The 23,860-nt window shown below is 38.8% G+C and carries 13 protein-coding genes and 1 pseudogene; 9 read left to right on the top strand and 5 right to left on the bottom strand.

Features of this window, described 5'->3' with window-relative positions; all coding sequences use genetic code 11:
- Window position 1 precedes the first annotated feature (1 nt).
- The 9 genes from OLM34_RS05685 (at window position 2) to OLM34_RS05645 (ending at window position 17,122) form a co-directional block, all read left to right on the top strand.
- Window positions 2-3,355, top strand: coding sequence for a DUF5107 domain-containing protein (locus tag OLM34_RS05685; RefSeq protein ID WP_264405801.1), 3,354 nt, complete (start codon window positions 2-4; stop codon window positions 3,353-3,355).
- Window positions 3,356-3,467: 112 nt separating this feature from the next.
- Window positions 3,468-4,814 carry a hypothetical protein gene (locus OLM34_RS05680; RefSeq protein ID WP_264405800.1) on the top strand — a complete coding sequence of 449 codons (1,347 nt, stop codon included), beginning with the start codon at window positions 3,468-3,470 and terminating at the stop codon, window positions 4,812-4,814.
- 21 nt (window positions 4,815-4,835) lie between these two features.
- Entirely contained in the window at window positions 4,836-7,850 is a 3,015-nt protein-coding gene (locus OLM34_RS05675; protein ID WP_264405798.1) for a SusC/RagA family TonB-linked outer membrane protein, read from the top strand.
- Between the two features lie 20 nt (window positions 7,851-7,870).
- On the top strand, window positions 7,871-9,484 hold the full coding sequence (locus OLM34_RS05670) for a RagB/SusD family nutrient uptake outer membrane protein (RefSeq protein ID WP_264405797.1): 1,614 nt from the start codon (window positions 7,871-7,873) through the stop codon (window positions 9,482-9,484).
- Window positions 9,485-9,488: 4 nt separating this feature from the next.
- On the top strand, window positions 9,489-11,126 hold the full coding sequence (locus OLM34_RS05665) for a glycoside hydrolase (protein ID WP_264405796.1): 1,638 nt from the start codon (window positions 9,489-9,491) through the stop codon (window positions 11,124-11,126).
- 25 nt (window positions 11,127-11,151) lie between these two features.
- Window positions 11,152-11,358 (top strand): hypothetical protein, encoded by a 207-nt coding sequence (locus OLM34_RS05660; protein WP_264405795.1) that lies wholly within the window; start codon window positions 11,152-11,154, stop codon window positions 11,356-11,358.
- A 299-nt stretch (window positions 11,359-11,657) separates the two neighbouring features.
- Window positions 11,658-13,250, top strand: coding sequence for a sulfatase (locus OLM34_RS05655; RefSeq protein WP_264405794.1), 1,593 nt, complete (start codon window positions 11,658-11,660; stop codon window positions 13,248-13,250).
- Window positions 13,251-13,268: 18 nt separating this feature from the next.
- A complete protein-coding gene (locus OLM34_RS05650; RefSeq protein ID WP_264405792.1) occupies window positions 13,269-14,015 on the top strand; it encodes an SGNH/GDSL hydrolase family protein in 747 nt (248 codons plus the stop codon).
- A gap of 272 nt (window positions 14,016-14,287) precedes the next feature.
- Window positions 14,288-17,122: a sugar-binding domain-containing protein gene (locus OLM34_RS05645; RefSeq protein ID WP_264405791.1), complete on the top strand. Its 2,835-nt coding sequence runs from the start codon at window positions 14,288-14,290 to the stop codon at window positions 17,120-17,122.
- A 25-nt stretch (window positions 17,123-17,147) separates the two neighbouring features.
- On the opposite strand, the gene OLM34_RS05640 is transcribed toward OLM34_RS05645, so the two are convergent.
- The 5 genes and pseudogenes from OLM34_RS05640 to OLM34_RS05620 all read right to left on the bottom strand — a co-directional run bounded on the left by OLM34_RS05640 (window position 17,148) and on the right by OLM34_RS05620 (window position 23,839).
- Window positions 17,148-18,929: a DUF4091 domain-containing protein gene (locus OLM34_RS05640; RefSeq protein ID WP_264405790.1), complete on the bottom strand. Its 1,782-nt coding sequence runs from the start codon at window positions 18,927-18,929 to the stop codon at window positions 17,148-17,150.
- 133 nt (window positions 18,930-19,062) lie between these two features.
- Window positions 19,063-19,344 (bottom strand): hypothetical protein, encoded by a 282-nt coding sequence (locus OLM34_RS05635; protein ID WP_264405789.1) that lies wholly within the window; start codon window positions 19,342-19,344, stop codon window positions 19,063-19,065.
- 819 nt (window positions 19,345-20,163) lie between these two features.
- Window positions 20,164-21,255 (bottom strand): glycoside hydrolase family 10 protein, encoded by a 1,092-nt coding sequence (locus OLM34_RS05630; protein ID WP_264405814.1) that lies wholly within the window; start codon window positions 21,253-21,255, stop codon window positions 20,164-20,166.
- A gap of 453 nt (window positions 21,256-21,708) precedes the next feature.
- Window positions 21,709-22,989 (bottom strand): annotated as a pseudogene (locus OLM34_RS05625) (alpha-L-fucosidase); the annotation flags it as partial.
- A gap of 55 nt (window positions 22,990-23,044) precedes the next feature.
- Window positions 23,045-23,839, bottom strand: coding sequence for a carbohydrate-binding family 9-like protein (locus OLM34_RS05620; RefSeq protein WP_264405787.1), 795 nt, complete (start codon window positions 23,837-23,839; stop codon window positions 23,045-23,047).
- Between the last annotated feature and the right edge of the window lie 21 nt (window positions 23,840-23,860).

The raw sequence follows: 23,860 nt of genomic DNA, 5'->3' as shown, positions 1-23,860 counted from the left end.
AATGGAAAAAATAACAAATTATTTGACTCAATCGACTGTAGATAAATTAGGGATAGTAAAAGCTTGGGAAGAAGACATCTTACTCCCCACTTATGCAACAGGGGAAGAAGAAAAAAATCCCATGTTTTTGGAAAAGAGAGTTTATCAAGGAAGTTCAGGTGTAGTATATCCGTATCCTGTAATTGAAAAAATTGATGACGAAAAAAAGGATAAGAAGTACAAAGCTCTTTTTATAGAAAATTACTATTTGAAAGTTATGATTCTTCCCGAACTGGGAGGGCGTGTTCAAATGGCATACGATAAAATCAGGAATCGTCATTTTGTGTATTATAATCAGGTGATAAAACCTGCTTTAGTAGGGCTTACAGGTCCATGGATAGCCGGTGGAATTGAATTCAATTGGCCACAACATCACCGTCCAAGTACTTTTTTGCCGACGGAATATAGGATCGAAGAGAATGAAGACGGTAGCAAAACGGTTTGGTGTAACGAGGTAGAACGCATGTTTCGTACCAAAGGAATGCAGGGATTTACCCTTTATCCCGACAAAGCCTATCTTGAAGTAAAGGTAAAGATTTACAACCGAACGCCTTTCCCTCAAACCTTTTTGTGGTGGGCAAATCCGGCTGTTTCCGTAAACGATGCCTATAAGTCTGTTTTTCCACCTGATGTGCATGCGGTATATGATCACGGGAAACGGGACGTCTCTTCCTTCCCCATTGCTAAGGGTGTTTATTACAAATACGATTATTCTCCGGGAACCGATATTTCCCGATATAAAAATATACCTGTCCCTACTTCTTTTATGGCAGTACATTCCAACTATGATTTTTTGGGCGGATATGATGACGATACCGAAAGTGGAATATTACATGTAGCTGACCATCATATATCGCCGGGGAAAAAACAGTGGACGTGGGGAAATGGCGATTTTGGGAAGGCGTGGGAACGTAATCTTACCGATGAAGACGGACCTTATATTGAATTGATGACCGGTGTATACACGGAAAATCAGCCCGATTTCAGTTGGTTGCAACCTTATGAGGAAAAATCGTGGTCACAGTATTTTATGCCATATGCTGAAGCAGGGTATGTAAAAAATGCGACAAAAGAAATCATTGCGAACTTGGATATTCATGACAAGAAGGCAACGATTATCTTATATGCCACTTCCGAATTAAAGGGAATAACGGTTTTGTTGAAGGATAATTCGGATGAGGTCCTTTTTAGCGAAAAAATAAACATTTCACCGGAAAAACCGTATAAAAAAATTTTGACACTCGCTGATGGTAAGGCAGAAGAGATTATTCTTTCCTTTTTATCCGAAGATAACAAAGCTCTGTTAACATACCGACCCGAGAAGGAAGGTGACGAACCATTACCCAAACCGGCAAGAGCAGCAAAAGAACCCAAAGATATTCCTTTAATCGAACAACTCTACTTGACAGGATTGCATTTGGAACAATACCGTCATGCCACATTTAATCCGCTGGATTATTATAAGGAGGCTCTTTCTCGCGATCCGGGAGATGTAAGATGTAACAATGCCGTAGGACTTCTTTTATTGCGAAGAGGACAGTTTGAAAAAGCTCAACCTTATTTCGAAAAAGCAATCGAAACGCTTACGGAAAGGAATCCGAATCCGTATGATGGGGAACCTTATTACAATTTAGGTCGATGCCTGAAACTGCAGTCTCGCATGGATGAAGCTTATGACGCATTTTTTAAATCGATTTGGAATGCTGCATGGAAAGATCCGGGTTATTTCTCGGTGGCACAAATTGATTGTATAAGAGGAAATTGGGATATTGCACTGGAAAATATCGAACAAAGCCTGATTCGTAATTGGCATAATCATAAAGCCCGCCAGTTGAAGGCATCCATTTTGCGGAAAATGGGGCGAAAAGAGGAGGCGTTGAAATGGGTTGAAGAGTCACTTTCTTTAGACAGATTCAATATTGGCTGTTTTTTTGAAAGATATTTACTTACTCACCAGGAGAATGAAATAAATCAAATAAAAAGCATACTGCAAGGCAATTATCATACTTATCTTGAATATGCATTGGATTTTGTGGATGCCGGACTATACGAAGAGGCTGCAGAACTATTACAACTTTCTTTAGACGAAAGAGAAGAGTTATATCCTATCGTTTATTATACGTTGGGTTATATCGCGTTCTTGAATAATGACCCGGATAAGGCAAAGAACTTTTATGAAAAGGCAGCTTCGATGTCTCCCGATAAATGTTTTCCGAATCGGATTGAGGAAGTAGTTATTCTGAAACATGCATTATCATTAAATCCTACGGATTACAAGGCGTTTTATTATCTTGGTAACTTCTGGTATGCGAACAGGCAATATAAAGAAGCTATCGATTGTTGGGAAAGGTCTATAAAGATCAATGACGCTTTTCCAACCGTTTTACGAAATCTATCTCTTGCCTATTATAATAAATTGAATAAAAAGCAGGAAGCAAAGGAATTACTGGAGAAAGCTTTTTCGTTGGATACGAGTGATGCGCGTATATTGATGGAGTTGGACCAATTATATAAAAGACTCAATTATTCCCCTGTTGAGCGGTTGTCTTATCTCGAAAAACATCTTTCTGTTGTTGAAGAACGCGATGATCTTTATTTGGAACGCATTACCTTATATAATCAACTTGGAAACTATGAAAAGGCAAAAGAACTGTTGGCTCAACGTCATTTTCATCCGTGGGAAGGAGGTGAAGGCAAGGTGGGATTTCAATATACTTTCTGTCGGGTAGAACTGGCTAAACAGGCAATTAAGGGAAATGACTATAAAAAAGCATTGGAGTTGTTAAATGAAACGGATTTGTATCCGTATAATTTGGGTGAAGGAAAATTATGTACCGTAAAAGAAAACGATATCGAGTATTTTAAGGGGGTGTGCTATAGAGGAATGGGTGATGAAGAAACGGCTAAGCAGTGGTTTTTAAAAGCTACCCAAGGAGCGGCCGAGCCAAAGCAAGCTTTCTTTTATTATGATGAGAGTCCCGACAAGATTTATTATCAAGGATTGGCTTGGAGAGAATTAGGCGAAGAAATAAAAGCAAAAGAACGTTTTAATAAATTAATCGATCATGGAAAAGAACATGTAAACGACAATTGCAAAATTGATTATTTTGCGGTTTCCTTACCCGATTTAGCAATCTGGGAAGAGGATTTGAACAAACGTAATCGCATTCATTGCTATTACGTAATGGCATTGGGATGGCTTGGCTTGGGAGAAACAGAAAAAGCCAAGGAATTCCTTGATAAGGTATTGGAATTGGATGTAAACCATATCCAAGCGAAAACAGTATGTGAAAAGATTTCTGAGGGAATAATATAATAATGCTGATGATAATTTGTTGTAGATCACTTTGCATTTTTATTCCTTGGTTTTTTCACATTTTATTTCATTGAAAAATATAATATGAATATCTAATTATTAATCAAAGAACATGAAAACTGAATTATTGATTTTCTCATTGATTATTTTATTATTTGTCGGTTGTCAAAAGGATGAGCCACAATATCCAAAAACGGTAATTCCTGAAATAATAACTGAAACGAATGAGCTTTATTCAAATCCTAATCGCAAGTTCATAATAAAAGCAGAATTAAAAGATGAAATTGGATTAAGTGATGTAAGAATTAAAATACCCGAATTATATCTTGATAAAATTATTTCTTTTCCAACAGATTCATTGATAAAAAATTATTTACTTTCATATGAGTTTTTAGCTCCTCCTGAAACAAAAACAAGTGATAAATATAAGGTGTTTTTAACATTGACAAATGTCTCCGGAAACTCTGTAAATAAAGAGTTAATTTTAAATTTGGATGGTGATTTTCAAGCTCCTAAAATTAGTAATATAAAACCTTCAGATGGAAGCGTTATTTTGGCTAGTCAAGAAGATAGTATAGAATTAAATATTTATTTTAATGTAACCGATACTACAGGTATAGATTCAGTTATAGTATTCCTTGACGAATTAAATATCAATGAAAAAATAAAAGTTGGAGGATCAAAAAATTATGTATTTGATAAAACCTATTTAATCCCTTCGAATGTAAATTCTTATGAATTATCCATAATTGTAGTAGATAATTTTATTTATCCAAATAGTGAAACAAAAAGAATACGCTTTAGCGTTAGTGAGGGATTAACAGCTTTGTATTTAGCAGATGTTCCGAAAGGTAGTGATTTAACTGAAGATATATTTGGTATACCTATGTATTATCATAAAAAAGAAGGGGAAACCTATACCTTCAAATATTATGCAGACCGAGCTAATAAAGAAATTTATTTTTTAGGACAAGAAAATTCATTTGAACCTCATTGTTTCGGAAAAGGTGGTTATGGGAAATTGGAAAACAGTTCAACTGCTCAGCCAATTGTTTTGCCCGAGAAAGGTTATTACATTATTACAGTAGATCTTGGGAATCTTGTATATAATGCGACATTATATACCCCACAAACTTCACCTTATACACCAGGTAATATAACGATTTGTGGAAATGGCATTTTGAATGGGGGATGGGATCCTAATAATACGGATTTATTACTTTCTGCTAATCCTGAAAATCCGTATCAGTTGGAAAGAGTATTATCTCTTACAGGTGGAGATATTGCTATGACTATTACCTCTCCCAATTGGAGTAGTCCTTGGTGGAGGTTGGATAAAAACGGCATTATAGTATTTTTGGGAGGAAATAATGCTTCCTATAAAGGAGCTGTTGGGACATATAAATTTGTTATGGATACTGAATTAGAACGAGCTATTTTAGTAAAAGTAAAAGATTAAATTTTTTAATGTATTGTAAATATGAAAAAAAATATTATTATTTTTATAATACTTATAATAATGCCGAGCATTGTTATAAATGGTCAGATTCAGATAAAAGGCACTGTAACTGATATTAATCGTGAACCTTTAGCTGGTGTCAATGTGATAATAAAAGATACGCAGAAAGGAGTAGTAACTGATACTGATGGTAAATACAGTATAATGGTACCTGATGAAAACTCTATATTGGTTTTTTCGTATATCACATATAAAACTGTTGAAGAAAAAGTGGGGAAGCGAAGAGTTATTAATGTAATATTGGAAGAAGACGTAAAACAATTAGAAGAAATTGTGGTTATTGGCTATGGGGTTGTCAAAAAAAGTGATCTCACAAGTTCTATATCATCTGTCAAAGGAACCGATGTTCAGTCCATGACTGTTGGCAATATAAATCAAAGTTTACAGGGTAAAGTGCCAGGACTTCAAATTATAGGTTCAGGTGCTCCAGGAGGTCAGCCGAAGGTATTAGTTAGAGGTTTTTCAACTATTAATTTGGGTACAGATCCACTATATGTAGTTGATGGAATTCCTCTGAGTGGAGGGATTAATTTTTTGAGCCCAAATGAAATAGAGAATATCGAAGTTCTAAAAGATGCTTCCGCAAGTGCAATTTACGGAAGTAGAGCATCCAATGGCGTTATTATGGTGACTACAAAAAGGGGTAAAGAAGGAAAGCTTGCATATAATTTGGATTTAAGTTATGGATTGCAATCAATGAAAAAGCCTTATAACATGGCAGATGCAGTCGAATATGCAGAGATTATGAATCTTGCAGCTCTTAATGCAGGTTATCCCAAGGTGTTTGAAGATCCACAGGAATATGAAGGAAAAACTACAGATTGGTGGCATGCAGGAATTAAAGAAACTTCTCCTCAAATGAATTTAAGTTTTGGTTTCCGCGGAGGGAATGAAAAAAATGTTTATTCGGCAAATATTACTTATTATCAACAAAAATCTTTTTATGAGAAAGGTGGATATGAGAGATTTACATCTCGTTTTACTAACGATTTTAAATTTTCCAAAATTTTTTCCGGTGGGATTACATTAAATCCGAGATTCGAATCATGGGGGAATCCTGGCAACTGGGCAGATTTTATTCGTATTGACCCGATAACTCCCATTTACAAACCTGCAGATCAGTTAACAGGCGATGAAAATGAATATAGCATTTATGCACGATCTCCGTCTTATGTATGGAATCCTGTTGCAGCTGTAAAAAGATGGAATCAAAAAAATAAAAGTTATGCTCTATCTACTTCAGCTTTTCTACAAATTCAGCCCATTTCAGAAATTGTTTTCAGATCGCAGGTAGGATTTGAATTGGATTCTCGAATTAGTGATGCTTTTTATCCTGACTTTGTAATTGATGCTGCACATGAATTTCAAACATATAACAGAGTAGAGAGGAACCAGCCCATGTACAGAAATTGGAGTTTGCAAAATACTATAACTTATTTAAAGACAATTAATAATAAGCATAATATTACTGCTATGTTGGGAAATACCTTAGAGGAATGGAATGGTACATCTTTATGGGGTACAAAAGAAAAAACACCAAATAACAGTGAAGAATTGAGAGAATTAGATGCAGGAACATTAAATCCTCAAACAGGAGGGACGTCTTATACAAATTCTGTTATGTCTTATTTTGCGCGAATCATGTATAATCGGGATAATAGATATTATTTAACAGCGACTTATCGAGTTGATGGTTCTTCAAAATTTTTAGAAAAGAACAAATGGGCTTCCTTTCCTTCTATCTCTCTTGCTTGGAGAATTTCTCAAGAAAACTTTATGTCAGGTATTAGAGATGTGGTTAATGATTTAAAAGTAAGAATCGGAGCAGGACAAGTTGGAAATCAGAATTTACCAGCTGCTGTTTATATGTCTAAATTAGGCAAAGGGTATTATGTTTTTGGCGATAATATTGTAAATACAACCTATCCGAGTGCTATTAAAAATGAAGATATTAAATGGGAAACTGTTGAAGATAAAAATATTGGTATTGATTTTAATTTACTTCAGGGGAAATTATCTGGTTCTTTAGAATACTATGTTAAGAATACAAAAGATATGCTTTTTATGAAAGCTTATCCAAATTATTCAGGTTATCCTAACGATGCAAAAATTTGGACGAATATTGGTTCTATGAAGACTAAAGGGGTTGATGCTAATTTATCTTATTCTGAAAAAGTAAATGATTTTTATTTTAATGCTGATGTTACATTTACTACTTTTAATGTTAAAATGAGTTCATTAGGTGGTAATAAAGAACCTTTATATGGCAATAATGAGAAAACGATTACAATTGAAGGTGAAGAGCCAGGATATTTTTATGGGTATGTAGCAGACGGAATTTTCCAAAATCAAACCGAAATAAACAGTCATACTAGTGAGCATGGGATTTTTTTGCAACCCTATGCAAAAGTTGGAGATATTAGATTTAAAGATATAAATAATGATGGTGTTTTGGATGCAAATGATCGAACGAAAATTGGTTCACCGTGGGCTGATTTTACAATGGGGATCAATTTAAATTTTGCATATAAAAATATAGATCTTTTAGCTAATTTTTACTGTAGTTTTGGGAATAATTTGGTAGATCAAAATAAAAATGAATTACATAATTGCATTGATAAAACGAACAAAATAGCAGGATTGACAAATTTAGCATGGCATGGAGAGGGAACATCAAATGACATTCCTAAAATTTCTGCAATAGACAATAATGAGAATTTTTCAAAATTTTCTTCATTTTATATTGAAGATGGTTCTTTTATTAGATTGAAAAATTTGCAAATAGGGTATACTTTTAATCAATTGTTCAATATTTCTAAAGTTAGAATATATCTGGCAGGTCAAAATATTCTGACTCTTACCAAGTACGATGGGATAGATCCAGAAGTTGGAGGTGGAGTATTAGGATTTGGTTTTGGGGGATGGGATTATCCTATACAACCAACTTTTTTAATTGGTACAAATATTACTTTTTAATAATTAAAAAAATAAATAAAATGAAAAAATATGTCTATTTCATAATTTTAAGTTTGAGTTTGTTTTCATGTGATGATTTTATAGTTCATAATGAGAGAGGCGTCCAAAATCTGGATAATTATTTTTCAACATCAGAAGAATGCCAAACCTTCGTAAATGATTTATATAAAAGGCTTCTTCTTCATTATGATTGGTATCAATTGATAGCACCTCAATTGACAAATGAAACAGCTACAGACGATGCATGGATGGGTAATACCGGACAAGATCCTTCACAATTACAGCCAGCTGCTCACTATGTTATAACTCCCAATAGAATGGGATATTTGAAAAGCATTTATGCTACTCGTTATGAAAATATTTCTGCCTGTAATATTGCTATCAGTAGGATTTCTAATTCTAAGATTTTAGAATCACAAAAGAATTTAAACTTAGGCGAAGCATTGTTTATACGAGCTTATAATTATTATGATTTGGTTAATAACTTTGGGGGAGTACCTCTTATTTTAGATATCTTGTCATCAAATGATATGAACAAAGTACGAGCGACTAAAGAAGAGGTTTATAAGCAAATTGAAGATGATCTGATTTTAGCTATACAGAAGTTTAAATTACTCAGCAAAGATCCAGAAAAAGGAAGGGTTAATAAATGGGCTTGTTATGCTTTATTAGCAAGAGTGTTTTTATTTCAAGAAAAATGGGATAAGGCATATGTTTATGCTGATACCGTTATTACAAAAGGAGGATTTCAGTTAGAATCTAACTTCTTAAATATATGGAATGTAAATAATCATAATGGCGTTGAATCTATATTTGAATTACAAACAAGTAGTGCTTCCGACAAGCAACTTGGTAATCAAATGTGTACTTTTGCTGGAGCAAGAGGTGAGAAAAAAGAAAATTTTCCAAGTAACAATAGTGATGATGTAATGGATGGATGGGGATGGTGTACACCTACTAGTGACCTTGAAAATTGTTATTTGTCAGAAGGTGATGTAATAAGAAGAAGAGCTACAATAACAAAATATGGTGAAGCTGCTTATGGTGATGAAACTTTAAATCCTACACATATTTTTGATCTGGAACAGAATAAATCTGGTCGTATCATCAGAAAATATTATATCCCTGTTGCTACAAGGAGAATATTAGTAGATAAAAGATTTAACGCTCCACTAAATGTACCGATTTTACGGTTAGCAGAGATGTACCTTATCAGAGCCGAAGCCGCCTACCATCTTAATAAATTTGATCTTGCAATGGATGATGTGGATTTTATAAGAGCAAGAGTTAACTTGCCGCCTAAAAAAGGAACGGTTACAGGCGTTAATATCTTGAGAACTATCTGGAAGGAAAGAAGAATGGAATTAGCATTTGAAGGACTGAGATTATTTGATATTCGTCGTCAAATAGATCCTCAAACAAACAAACCTGTAATTGCGAGTCTTTTCGGCCAGACAGGAAGTTTTGTCGTTTACAACACTCAATTATCAACGGACAAATATGAAACCACAAATAAAAAGGAACTGCAAGATAAGGGGATTAATTTTGACATTGCAAAACATTTGGTATGGCCGATTCCTCAATCTGAAATAGATAGGAGTAATGGCAGAATAATACAAAATCCAAATTATTAGAAGTATGAAATATAATTTTATTTTATTAACCTTTATATTCGGATTGATTTTACCCATCAATTCATCATGTTCTAAGGTAAATGTACCTCCTCCGCCGGTTTATTCGGATATTAGAACTATGAATATCGACATTAATAAAGAAATGCAGATAATTGATGGCTTTGGTGCTTCGGATGCTTGGCGTTGTCAAATGGTTGGGAAATATTGGCCTTTAGAGAAACGAAATAGAATTGCAGATCTCCTTTTTAGTCAAGAAATAGATGAAAACGGAAATCCAAAGGGTATAGGACTTTCTATTTGGAGATTTTATCTGGGAGCTGGTAGTGCTGAACAAGGACCGGAGAGTGATATATACGACGAATGGCGACGTGCAGAATGCTTTCAGGACAGCGATGGAAAATATGATTGGGGAAAACAAGAAGGTCAACGATGGTTTTTACAAGCAGCAAAACAAAGAGGCGTCAATACATTCTTGGCTTTTACTCTTAGTGCACCCGTTCATATGACTATTAACGGAAAAGCATTTTCCCCACGAAAATTGCATATGAATATAAAAGAAGGAATGTTACCTGATTATGCAGACTTTTTAGTAGAATGTATTGATAATCTTCAAAAGAACGAAGAGTTAAAATTTGAATATTTAAGTCCTGTTAATGAACCTCAATGGGATTGGATGGCTGACTCAAATGGTAAAGCCTCTCAAGAAGGGACTCCTGCCACAAATGATGAAATGTATCAATTTGTATCACTTTTGACTGAAAGACTTGAGAAGAAATCATTGACTACACAGGTTGTTCTTGGAGAAGCGGGTGCAATTAATTATTTGTATGAGGATGTAAATAATGAAAATCGCGATAATCAAATAAATGACTTTTGGAATCCGTCTTCATCATTATATATAGGTAATTTATCTAATGTAATGAATGTGATTAGTGGGCACAGTTATTTCACAGTGTGGCCTATCGACATTCAAATTTTGCATCGAGAGAAATTGGCAGCTAAAATAAAACAATTTTCTAATCTTAAGTATTGGCAAACAGAGTATTGTATATTAGAGCAGCCAGGAGAAAATGAAATACCTGGTGGTGGAGGCAACAAGCGAGATTTGGGGATGAAAACTGCATTATTTGTTGCTCGTATCATTCATAATGATCTTGTTGTAGGTAATGCATCCTCATGGCAATGGTGGACAGCTATTAGCCGAGCGGATTATAAGGATGGTTTAATATATTTAGATGATGGGAACAGTTCGGGTTCAACAAGTAGTTCAGAATATTGTAAAAGAAATGGTTATATACGTGAATCTAAATTGATGTGGGTTTTAGGTAATTATTCTTTCTTTATTCGTCCTGGCATGGTAAGGGTTCATGTTGCTGACCAAAATCCGATTGCTGCATCTAATGACGTTATGATTTCTGCTTATAAAGATAGACAAACAAAAAAAATAGTTATTGTAACAGTTAATGTAAGCAATGCAGAACGAATTTACAAGTTGAACATAAATGGGAAACTCAAAAATGGTGAATTGACGCCATATATCACTTCTGAAAATTCTAATTTAATGAGGGGAACAATCACGAATTTAGAAAAAATAGTTATACCTGCAAAGTCCGTCGTTACGTTCGTTGGCGAATTGCAATAAATTATGTAAGATAAAAAACAGTTGTATGTTTGTTGCTCTCATATTATTATGTATGATGAACATATTTGATCAAATAGAGCGACAAAATAAAAAAGAATTCTTATCACTAGCAGGAATATGGAACTTCGAACTCGATCCTTCTGTTGGAGGAATTGAAAGTAATGGCGTTCAATTGTTGCTCCTTCTTCTTGAAGAAATAACCTTTCCAACTGGCAATGGTTCGATCTGGTAAAAAATTTAAAGCCAGTAGTGCTGGACCATACGCCCTATGCATTCATGCCGTTGGTACAAATTATTTCTGATTGGAACAATAACCGGAAAATAGATCTTATATTTGAAGCAAAAGTAAGAAAAAGGGAAACTTTTGGCAACCACCATTGCATTCTACGACATTACAGATAGAAGTCCAGTTGCGCGTCAGATGTATTATAGTATGGTTTATTATATGAATTCAGTGGAATTTTTGTCTGAAGAGGCGTTGACATTTGAAATGATTGATAGACTATTTATTGAGTGAAAAAGGTAACAATTATGAACAGTAAAGTAATTTTTTCAATATTATCCGGAGCAAGTCTGCCGGCGTTTTCATCATACAGTATGCCCGGGGAAAAACAACCCAATGTATTGATTATTCTGGCTGATGATCTGGGGTGGAATGACCTGCACTGTACTGGGAGTAACTATTATGAAACTCCTAATATAGACGGTATTGCAAGGAAAGGAGCCATATTTACCAATGCTTATGCTGCTTGTCAGGTTTCAAGTCCTTCACGGGCCAGTATTCTTACCGGTAAAACTCCCGCACGCCATGGGATCACTACATGGATAGGTGAAACATCGGGTGAAGAATGGAGAAAAATGAACCGGCATACCAAAATGCTTCCACCGGATTATAATCGGCAACTTTCAATGGATGAACTGACATTGCCTGAGAAATTGAAAGAAGCGAACTACACAACTTTTATGGCAGGCAAATGGCATTTGGGAGATGAAAAGTCAACGCCGGAGATGCACGGATTTGATATTAATATTGGAGGATGGGAATCCGGTAGGCCGGTGGGTGGATACTTTTCTCCATATAATAATCCTAAGCTAGCCGATGGTCTGGCTGGAGAGGAACTTTCTATGCGATTAGCAAAGGAAACTTGCAATTTCATTAAAAATCATACGGAAACAGAGAAGAATAAGCCATTTTTCGCATATTTGTCTTTTTACGCCGTACATAGTCCTATACAGACAACGAAAGAACGATGGAACTATTTCAGAAATAAAGCCGAAAGAATGGGCATATCTGAAGATGGTTTTATCATTGACCGCAACCTTCCGGTGAGGCAACATCAAGATAATCCTGTTTACGCAGGGCTTATCGAGCAAATGGATGATGCTGTGGGCGTTGTATTGCAACAACTTAAAGATTTAGGGATTGAAGACAATACTGTCATCATCTTCACCAGCGACAATGGAGGCGTATCTTCCGGAGATGATTATTCCACGTCCAATTTGCCACTGCGGGGAGGAAAGGGCACGCAATGGGAAGGTGGACTACGGGTGCCTTTTATCATTCAGTATTCACCGAAGATACTTGGTGGCATTTCGTTCAATGAACCTATAATCGGAATGGACATCTATCCGACAATTCTCGATTATGTAGGTATTAAGCCTGTTTCGAAACAACATAAGGATGGTATAAGTATTCGTCCGATTATTGAAAACAACCAATCGAAAAAGATTGAAAGGGAATTATATTGGCATTTTCCTCATTATGGAAATCAGGGAGGTGAACCTTCATCCGTAATCAGAAAAGGAGATTGGAAATTAATTTACTATCATGAAGATGAAAGGTGTGAATTATACAATCTGCAACTGGATGAAAGCGAAAATGAGTTTCTGAACGCACTTTATCCGCAAAAGGTAAAAGAATTGAAAAATAATTTATTTAGGTGGATGAAAAAGGTAAATGCTAAACTGCCTGTAGCCGATCCGCTTTATGACCCTCGTAAAGAAACAACATACAGGAAGCAGCAACAGGAACATACCATGAAGAGACAAAGTGAGATACGGAAAGAACAATTATCTGCGGATTGGCGACCCAACGCTACGTGGTGGGGGAGCATCGTTGATTGATAAAATATCTGATTTTTAATGAACATGAAGCATATTCTTTTATCCATATCTATTTTGTTTTCCCTGAGTATAATGGCGCAAACGGGACAGCCGCAGGATTATCTGCAAAATATCCGGCAGGAGTTACAAAAAAAATGGACGCATAACAGAACCATTAATCTATTGTTTCATGGGCACAGCGTGCCAGCCGGCTATTTCGATACTCCCTATGTAAGGACAATGCAGGCATATCCGCATCAGGTGTTGGAGGCGATAAAGGAAATCTATCCCTATGCGGTGGTCAATTCAATAACTACTGCCATTGGGGGAGAGAATGCCGAGCAGGGAGCAAAACGATTCAAACAGGATGTACTTTGCCATAACCCTGATGTTTTATTTATTGATTATGCATTGAATGACAGAGCGATTGGTTTGATCAGATCCCGCCATGCCTGGGAAGAAATGATAAAAAAGGCACAGAGACAAGGCGTAAAAGTAATTCTGTTAACTCCTACGCCGGATTTAAGTGAAGATATACTGGATGACAATTCTCCGTTGGAGCAATACAGTAATCAGATTCGTGATCTCTCGGTAAAATATGGAACGGGATTGGTAGATAGTTATGCCGCCTTCAAACAAAAGATGAAAAACGGTGAAGAACTAAATGCATTGATGAGCCAAAGTAACCATCCGAATGCCAAGGGACATGTAGTAGTGAAGGAACTTATCCTTGATTATTTCTTTGACGGTCAGCAATGGAAAGAATACAAAGCAATCCAACACTGAAAATAATCAGAAAAGTAGGCGACTGGTAATTAATGAATTTTGAGATCCTTGTTCAAAAGAGATCTCGGTGACCCAATTTCGATGCATACTCGGCCTGGATAAATGTGGAATAGGGAGATTATCTTTTATATCCTTTTACCCCTTTTACCCCTTTTGTGGGATTATGTATAGAGGATCAATATTATTCAGATGTACCTAATCATAGCGTCGAATGAAAGTTTACTTAAGGGAATAAATTTTATTTGGACATAATCATCTAAATTATACTTACAATGAAATATTTTTATTATGTGTTTTTCTTTTTGCTATTAACACCGTTCGCTGTTAATGGTCAGCAACATTTGCAACGAATCGATCTTTCCGGCGAGTGGCAATTTCAGATGGATCCCCAAGACAGGGGTGATGAGGAGAAATGGTATGAGACCACTTTACCTGAAACGGTTCGTTTGCCGGGCTCGATGGTGGAAAACGGGAAAGGGGATGATATTACGTTAAAGACGGAATGGACGGGCGATATAAGAGATCCGGAATGGCACAAAGATCCCAATTATGCTCCTTATTACCTCGATTCCACAGGCGGCATTCGTTTTCCTTTTTGGCTTCAACCCTTGAAGAAATATACCGGTGCAGCGTGGCATCAGAAGAAAGTAATCGTTCCGAACGATTGGAAAGAGAAGTCGATTCGACTAGTGTTGGAACGGCCCCATTGGGAGTCGACGGTTTGGGTAAACGGGCAGTTGGTTGGAACGCAAAACAGTTTGGCAACCCCACATGTATTTGTGGTTTCGCCTCATCTGAAGGTTGGCGAAAACACGCTTACCATACGTATCGATAACAGGATAAAGGATATCGATGTAGGGGTAAATTCGCACAGCATTACGGATCATACCCAAACCAACTGGAACGGGATTGTGGGTGATATTTCGCTGAATGCAACAGGCAAGATACGATTTGAAAATGTGGAAATATTTCCCGAAATCAACAGTAAAACAATAGAAATAAGAGCAACAGTAAATAATGCTTTACCGAAAGAACGGATAGTAACTTTCACCGCTTATGCTCAGCTCAAAAAAACGGGGGAAAAAACGGAGAGAAAATCATGGGAATTTCGGCTTACTCCGGGTGAGAACAGGATAAAGATGGAATATTCACTGGGTGAAAATGCGTTGCTTTGGGATGAGTTTAATCCCAATGTTTACAAACTTTTTTTGGCGCTGAAATCGGATAAAGAAACGGACGAGGAAAGGATTGATTTCGGTTTGCGTGAATTTAAAGTTAACGGATCGCGTTTTGCGGTTAATGACCGTCCGGTTTTTCTCAGAGGGACGTTGGAGTGCGCCATTTTTCCAAAGACGGGTTATCCTCCCACAGGACCCGAATATTGGAAAAAGATTTTCAGTGCGGTAAAAGCTCACGGATTGAATCATGTTCGTTTTCATTCGTGGTGTCCTCCTGAAGCGGCTTTTGAAGTTGCCGATGAGATGGGTATTTATTTGCAGGTAGAATGTTCATCCTGGGCGAATCAGAGTACCCAATTGGGCAGCGGTTTACCTGTTGATCAATACATTTGGGATGAAAGCAAACGCATCGTAAAAGCTTATGGCAACCATCCTTCGTTTGTAATGATGGCTTACGGGAATGAACCGGGAGGGCCTCATTACAGTGAATTTCTCACAAAGTTTGTAACTTATTGGAAAGAAACGGACAGTCGGCGGCTTTATACCGGTGGAGCAGGTTGGCCAATTTTGGAAGTGAATGATTATCACAATATTCCTGAACCCCGAATTCAAGGATGGGGCGAAGAGTTAAATAGCATTATTAATGCTGAGCCACCCCGGACGGATTATGATTGGTCGAAAAAATTACCGGGGGACGGAAAACCGGTTGTAAGTCATGAAATCGGTCAATGGTGTGTTTATCCGAACTTTAAAGAAACGGCAAAATACACGGGTGTATTGAAGCCTAAAAACTTTGAGATTTTTCGCGAAAGTTTGAAAGCACACCACATGGAACAACTGGCGGATAGTTTTTTGCTTGCATCGGGGAAATTACAGGCTTTATGTTACAAAGCCGACATTGAGGCGGCTCTTCGTACTCTGGGTTTTGCCGGATTTCAGTTACTTGACTTACACGATTTTCCGGGCCAGGGGACGGCTTTAGTAGGGGTTTTGGATCCATTCTGGGAAGAAAAAGGCTATATTTCACCCGAAGAATATCGTCGATTTTGTAATGTTACAGTTCCATTGGCTCGATTGGAAAAGCGAATATTCACAGAAGGGGAAACGATGACTGCTGATATTGAAATTGCTCATTTTGGCGAAAAACCCCTTCATGCGAGTCCGGCTTGGGAACTTGTTCAAAACGGTAAGGTAATAGCGAAGGATGACATGGGGGAACGTGACATTCCTATTGGAAATGCTATTTTGTTGGGCAGCGTTGTTTATAAATTTGAAAGAGAAAATATGCCGAGGAAACTTACGTTTCGTGTAAAGGTAGATGATTTTGAAAATTCGTGGGATATTTGGGTTTATCCTGAGAACAACGTTATCTCATCGAAGGAAGTTAAGATTGTCGAGAATTTAGACGATTCGACTTTAAACTACCTGCAGAATGGCGGAAAAGTATTGCTTAGCCTGGGTAAGGGAAAAGTACCTCCGGAAATGGGTGGCAAAGTAGGTGTCGGTTTTTCCGGCATTTTTTGGAATACGGCATGGACAGGGGGGCAAAAACCTCATACGCTTGGTATTCTGTGTAATCCTAACCATCCTGCTTTACGGTTATTCCCTACCGAATATCATTCCAATTGGCAATGGTGGGATGCGGTGAGTCATGCTGATGCCATTCAATTGGATTCTTTCCCTGTGGATTTAAGTCCTATCGTTCGCATTATTGACGATTGGGTGACAAACCGTCGGCTTGCATTAATTTTTGAAGCGAGAGTAGGAAAAGGCAGTATCTTGATAAGCGGAGCCGATCTTGTAAACGATCTTCCTAATCGACCGGAAGCAACGCAGTTAAGGGTCAGTTTGCTTCGGTATATGGAAAGCGATCAATTTAAACCTTCTGTACAAATAGAATTGGATATGTTGAAAAAAATGACTAAATAAAATATCATAAAATTTTCTAATGATGTTAGATTTCATTCAGGAGTTTTTTGGCTTCATTTAATCGATTCGACCAATCGGCAGAGGGTTCAAGCGTGATGAAATACGCGATGGCCTCTTCCAATCGGTTGAGTTTAGCCAGCGATTCGGGTGTGTTTTCTTCCGCGTACTTTTTGCGCAATATGCGGATCTTTTCTGCATCCTGAATACCTTCCACCAAGCGTTCGAAACGGATAGAGCTTCGCGCATCGGGATAGACGATGTAGGTATCGCCAGCCGGCCAGGTTCTGAAGCGCGAATCGGTCAACGGATTTTCGACCCACGAGTTATAAGCCCAGCGCAGGAAACCGTCGAAATCGGCGGCAACGGCATGCCATGCTGCATAAACCGATTCTGCCGAGGCGGAGAAGGTAAACATGTTGGGGAATTTGTCGGCACAACACACATAATAAGTGGTGATTAACCCTTTGGCTCTTCTTGCAGCGATTTCTTCCTTGGGGATAATATTGCCGACTCCCACGCAAAGATCTTTTATCCATGGATACCGGCGATAGCTTTTATGATTGTCTGCCAACGAGACGCCCAATTCAGGAGCGGAGCTCTTTAGCACCTTCAATGCAGCCTCCATATCTTCCGGCGCGCGTTCGTCCATCGCTATATTGGTTTTCTCCAACCATCCCTTGGCGCGAAGATGCCGCGTGAAATCTTTCAAGAACGGGGTCCAAAATTCTGCATATTCTTTCGATTGGGCTTTCAGTTCTACGGTTACCAATTCGCCTTTTTCCTCATCGTTATAGTGCAGTTGGTTGTTCCAAGTGAGCAACGAGTAACAATTGATCATTTTATCGATACCCAGATCCATCATGAATTGTATCCATTTGTCGAAAACGGTGTAGTCGTAACTCCAGCTTCCATCCCTGTTTTTCGTCCAGATAATCATATCGGCATATGCATCGTAACACTGATGGTTCCAGGGATCTTTGTTCAGTGTTGCAGTAATGACTTTCTGTCCGGCATCGGCCAGCATTTTCATCAACGGTTTCATCTTTTCGAAATGGGCATCGCTCCAAAGTTGCAAATTGTGTACTCGCGCAACGGCCGAAGGATGCTGCCACAGATCGAGGTGATAGACCCATTCCGATGGTTCGGGAAGCACTTGTTCTATAACATTCAGTTCAATTTGGAAATCCTCCACCAAACGGTCGTTGGCATACAGCTTCAACTTGCCTTTATAGTTGCCGGCAACGGCGTTGGAGGGGATTTTAAAGGTAAGCCAGACCGGCCTTGCGGTTTTTGCTTCCATATCGAAGCACTCCAGGTTATCGAGCATATCCGGCGCAAGTGAGGCCGCAAAATCTTCCGGTTTGCGGTAACCACAGCCGGGACCAAACTCGTCGGTCATTACATAACGCACAAACCGTGCCTGTGCAACCGATGCCGGCAGTTTGTTTTCACCCGACTCGAAGTCGGTAAACGCCAATGCTATCTGAGGGGTATTTTTTGCCGACCATAAAAGCAGTTGAGACGACACTTTTTCTCCTTTCCAACCGGTAACCGTTGCTTTTTTGATGAGTGGCACACGGGGTGCTACCGATTTAGGCATCTTGTCGTCGATGCTTATAAATGCAGCCTGCAAACCGGCAGGTACATTCGACCAGTCGGATAGTGTATCGTTTGTGGGGTCGGGCATTTCTGCAAAATTGAAACACGTTTTTTGGGGTTGTTTGTTTTCACACGAGATAGGGATTAAAACCGTTAATCCTAATACGATGCATACCGCCAAGCGGTTAAATGGAGTTGATACTTTCATAATCAATAAAAATACAGTGGTTATTTTATCTAATCTATTTGCTTGAGTTATTCTTTTCTTTTATGTCGATTTTCACTTTCATACCCTTGACGTTAGGAGGTAAACCGATTCTCTTATAAATCTTCTATGTTGTTTAAAATAAGTATTCGATGGCCTCGCAAAGCCATAATCCCGACAAGAGCCCTGCCCCATATAACAGGCGGGCACATGATTCGTATTTGCCATTTTTTTGGAATCTCTTCGCTGCTTTATTACAGGTGTACGTCACTGTTATGGCTAATAAAATGTATGCTGCACCAAAAAGAATATCGCTTACATTATAAACGCCCGATGTCGAAAAGATGACAAGCAGGATAAATATAATGGCAGCAGCAATAAACGGCCAACCGATTTTGATTTGTTCTTTTAAATTCATAGGATACATAGATTAAGTGATGAATGAATAATGATTCTCAGGCTTGTTTTCATACTCTTGCTTCGATCCAATTTGCAAAAATAGAATAAGCAGATGCAAAAATAAAAATCAAAGAGGAAATAAAGCAAAATAAAAGACTTATTCTACTTTTTATCCTTCTTTTCTTTCTTTTTATCCTGAAAATAAAGTATAATCACAAATAAAATACCGAACAAAGGTCCTGACAAAATATAATGCCAGATTTGTTGTTCACTTCCCAACACAAGATCAAATATCCATGATACAAACGGATAAATAAGCATGATTATCAAAAAAAGCTTTAAGTATTTCATTAATTTAGTATTCATGTAGTTAATATTTGATCAGAAAATTCATATACACCTTCAGTAACAGCCACTGTAGGTATTGCTCCCCAACCTATTGTAGCTGTAGATACAGCAACTACAGTTCTGTCTCCGTTATTCCATCAATCTGTTACTGCGCCATAAGCTGAATTCCACCAGCTTTTCGCAGTATTCCACATATCGTCCCACCATCCTTTTGTCTTTATTTTCCAGAAAAGGTCGACTTTTCAACCGCGGATTTTTTGTATATTCAATGCCGTAGGCTTTAATCTCTGTTGTATTCCTCTGGAATATCTAAATTTTCTATACTGATTTCATCATCGAAATCGCTGTTGCATCCTTGCGTAAAGATGCCAAGACCATACATGATTCATAAATACTGACAGATGTAATACTATCAGAATTATGTACAGTTTGACCATAAGTCGATGACAAATTTTTCATTTTTGACGTGAGTAATAGGAATCCGGATGGATCAGTGAATGGCTTTGACAAATACTTTCCAATGGGCTTCGGTCATTCTGTCGGGGGTGAACAAACAGATGCCGGTTGCTCCATTTTTTATGGATGCCTTGATGGCTTTTCCCAGTTCTTCGGGCGTTAAACCATGATTCTCGGGATCAGGCTCAAATGCTTTGTTGGCGGGGTTGGGGCAGATGAATAAGCCGCTGTATACGTTGCTTTTTCCTTTAACTGCTTTCACTTCTTCTTGGGTGATTTTCCCGATCCAACGGACATCTTCAAGATAAAAATCGTTGTAATTCATGGGATAAAAAGCATCCAAATTCCATTTATCCCATTCTTGCCGCACGATTTTTTTGGCTATCGAAGGACCCGGAAATACGGCCGCCGATATCGTTTTTCCTTCTTTGTGAACAGCATCGGCCAGTCGGTTGACGATTCGGGTGATCTGATCGTAACGAAACTGTTTCCATTCGGGAACGGCAGAAGGGTCTTTCACTTGACGGATATCGATGCCGGTTTGCGCTTTGAAATGAGCAACGCACGAATCGCAATAGCAGTAGTCGAATTGCGGATATTCGCGATCCATCACGAGGTTGTACTTTTTCCATAATCCGCGGGCAAGAATCACATCAGGGAAACGGATATAATCCAAGTGAATCCCATCGACATAGGGCACGTTGGCAACATGGACATACAATTCTTCCAGAAATCGGTAAACTTCTTCGCGTTCAGGACAAAGGAAAGTGTAATGGGGAACGTATGCCGGATGGGTGAGGGCCGATTCGCCCAGATCATTAACCGCGTACCATGAGGAGTCTAATTTGGTGGAGTAGGCTTGTACCATTGCGGGAATCCAGGCATGAAATTCAAGTCCGGCTTCGTGGGCCAATTTTCCTACACGTTCATACGTAGTGGGGTCATGTCCTCCGTTGTACATGAGTGCATCGATCCCTTTGGATTTGAGATCGGCAAAATAAGCGGCAATTTCGTTGTCGGTGGCTTTTCCGGGTCCACCTAACCAGGCATGAACCGGTATTTTTTTCGCTTGAATGCCAAGCGATATCGCCATCAGGGCAAAAAGGAGAATGGGTATTTTTTTCATCTTCATATGGGATAGTTTGTGTTAATTGCTTTCGATCACTTGTCCTCCTTCGGTATAGAGGGAAATGGGTCCGTCGAGCAATACGGCTATTACCGTACCGTGCGGATCGAGTACGCTTTGGGGTACATCGATATAGACAATACCGGGAACTTGGCTCCAGTAGAGTTTTCCAACTATTCGATGATGCAATTTGGTGGCATTTCCAACCACCCATATGCGGTTGATGGGATTTTTTAGGCCTTTCACCACCAACGGACCGTTGGGTTTGCCATTAATCAACAAATACAGGATGGTCTTGTCTTCGGAAAGCATGGAAGGGCCGGCGTAGTGAAGGGTGGAAATCCCTTTTTGCCAATTGCCGACTAAGGGGATGTGTTTATCTACCCATTGCTTATCTTGTTGAAGATAATCGATAAACGATTGGGTCAAGGAGGTTTCTTCTGATGGGGTTTTTAATTTTAACGGTTCGGTAAAATCGATGGCTACTACCGTCATTATCGGATCTGCGGCATTTTCAGGAATCGAAATATATAGCGTTCCTGTGGCGTTTTCCCTTTTAATTGTCGGCTTGACTTTGCTACCCACAATGCGAACATTTTTTATTTCCGAATCGAGTCCTTTGATACAAATTGGTGCAGTGGGAAAATGGTCGATGTAGAGATAAAGGGTCCGGCTGTTTTTGCCCAATGCGGTTGGGCCGAAAAAGTGACCTTCGGGTATGCCTTTTCGTGTTCCGTAAATGGCTTCTTGATGTTTGGATGTCCATCGGGCAAAAGCGTTGAGAATTTCGATTTCCTCCGCGGGAAGTGTTCCGTCTTCCTTTGGACCAACATCCAACAACAGATTGCCGCCCTTGCTGATGCAATCCACAAAGGTCCATATCAACTGATAGGGGGTCTTGTAGTTATGGTCGTTATGCTGATATCCCCAGCTGTCGTTCATCGTCATGCAAAGCTCCCAATAAGGACTTTCGGGTACGGCCACCGGAACGCCTTGCTCCGGAGTGTCATAATCGCCATAGCCGGCTAAACGGCTATTGATGATTGCATTGGGGTTGTGTGTCAGTATCTGTTTTCGCAACGCGGCTGCTTCCCACTCTTCGGCACTGTGTTCCCAGTCGCCGTCGAACCAAAAGAGATCGGGATTGTAGCGGGTAGATAATTCGTTCACTTGTCCGAAATAGAAGTTTACGAATTTCTCCCAACGATGGGGGTCGTTTTGATAACGAACACTGTTGCGCGTGAAAGCAGGGTAGTCGGGATACGACCAATCGATGAGGGAGTAGTAAAGTCCTACTTTCATGTCGTTCTTTCGCAATGCATCCACAAAAGGCTTGACGAGATCGCGTCCTGCCGGAGTGTGATCTATCACATTCAAATGATTGAAATTGCCCTTCCACAGGGCTACTCCATCGTGGTGTTTGGAGGTGAGCACCGCATACCTTGCACCGGCATCTTTGAAGAGTTTTGCCCACTCTTCGGCATGGTATTTCGAAGCGGTAAAACCCTTCAATTGTTTCATGTAATCGTCGTAGGTGATGTAGCCGTTGTGAAACGACCACGATTCGTCTATTCCGTTTACGGCATAGATGCCGTAGTGGACGAAGATGCCCAGTTTGGCGTCTTTGAATCCTTCCATTCTCTTGTCTGTGTTCTTCGGTTTTTCCTGTGAAAAAATAGAAAAAGAGAGAAGAAGCAAAAGAATAATAAGAAGATTGATTTTTCGCATCATTATATGTTTTTTTATGGGTTAATCAAGCCAAGCTGATGTTTGATTTTCACGAAGCGTTTTATTTCGAAAAATGCACATATCCCCACATTTCGGGACGATGCATATCAACAACCCCTTGAGGTGACCATACCCAGTTTTCCTCCGGTAATGTCTTGCCGGATATGGGATCTTTTTCTTTAATGTATTTGCCGTTTACAATCGTGGTATGCCATTCGACACGACTGAAATTTACCCTCCATTGATCACCGGCTGCCGGTTTGCGATTGCCGTTCAATTCTTTAAGCACATCGAGCGGAAAAGCGATTTCCACATACCAGGCTTTGTCTATGTCCGAAGGATCGTTAAGAGTGCCGTCGATGTACACTGCCGACCGCAGTCCTTTGGCATCGTAGCCGTTGAGTGCGGGACCTCCTTCACGATAGGTTCTCACCAATAACAGATCCCAAATGGTATTGAGAGCGTTCATTTCGAATTCGTAATACAAATAGGTATCGCCATCGGGGTCGATAAAAACTTCGAAATCGTTGTCATGAAAAATAACGGCATCCCGTTGTGTAATGGTGCCTTGAATGTAAGGTTCTTCCAGACAGGCGGCTACGTAAAAATAGTGATCGTCCCAAAGCATTTTTACCCGTGTATTGTAAGTGGGTTTTGGAAAATCTTTTCCGCGAATATCTTGAAAAGATGCTGTCCAAGGGGCTTTCTTCCAACATTCGTCATTTAAAATCCCGTCGATTTGCGGTGCAGTTGTCGTGTAGTAACACACATAACGCAACGGCGCATCGTTGGGCAACGGTTCTCCGGAAAAGCTGCTGCTCAGCAGATGGAGCAATGCGATAAAGATCAACTTCATTTTGTTTTCAAATTTGTTATG

Source organism: Anaerorudis cellulosivorans (genome assembly GCF_025943985.1).
Classification (GTDB): domain Bacteria; phylum Bacteroidota; class Bacteroidia; order Bacteroidales; family Dysgonomonadaceae; genus Anaerorudis; species Anaerorudis cellulosivorans.
This window is presented reverse-complemented; position numbering and strand designations above follow the sequence as displayed.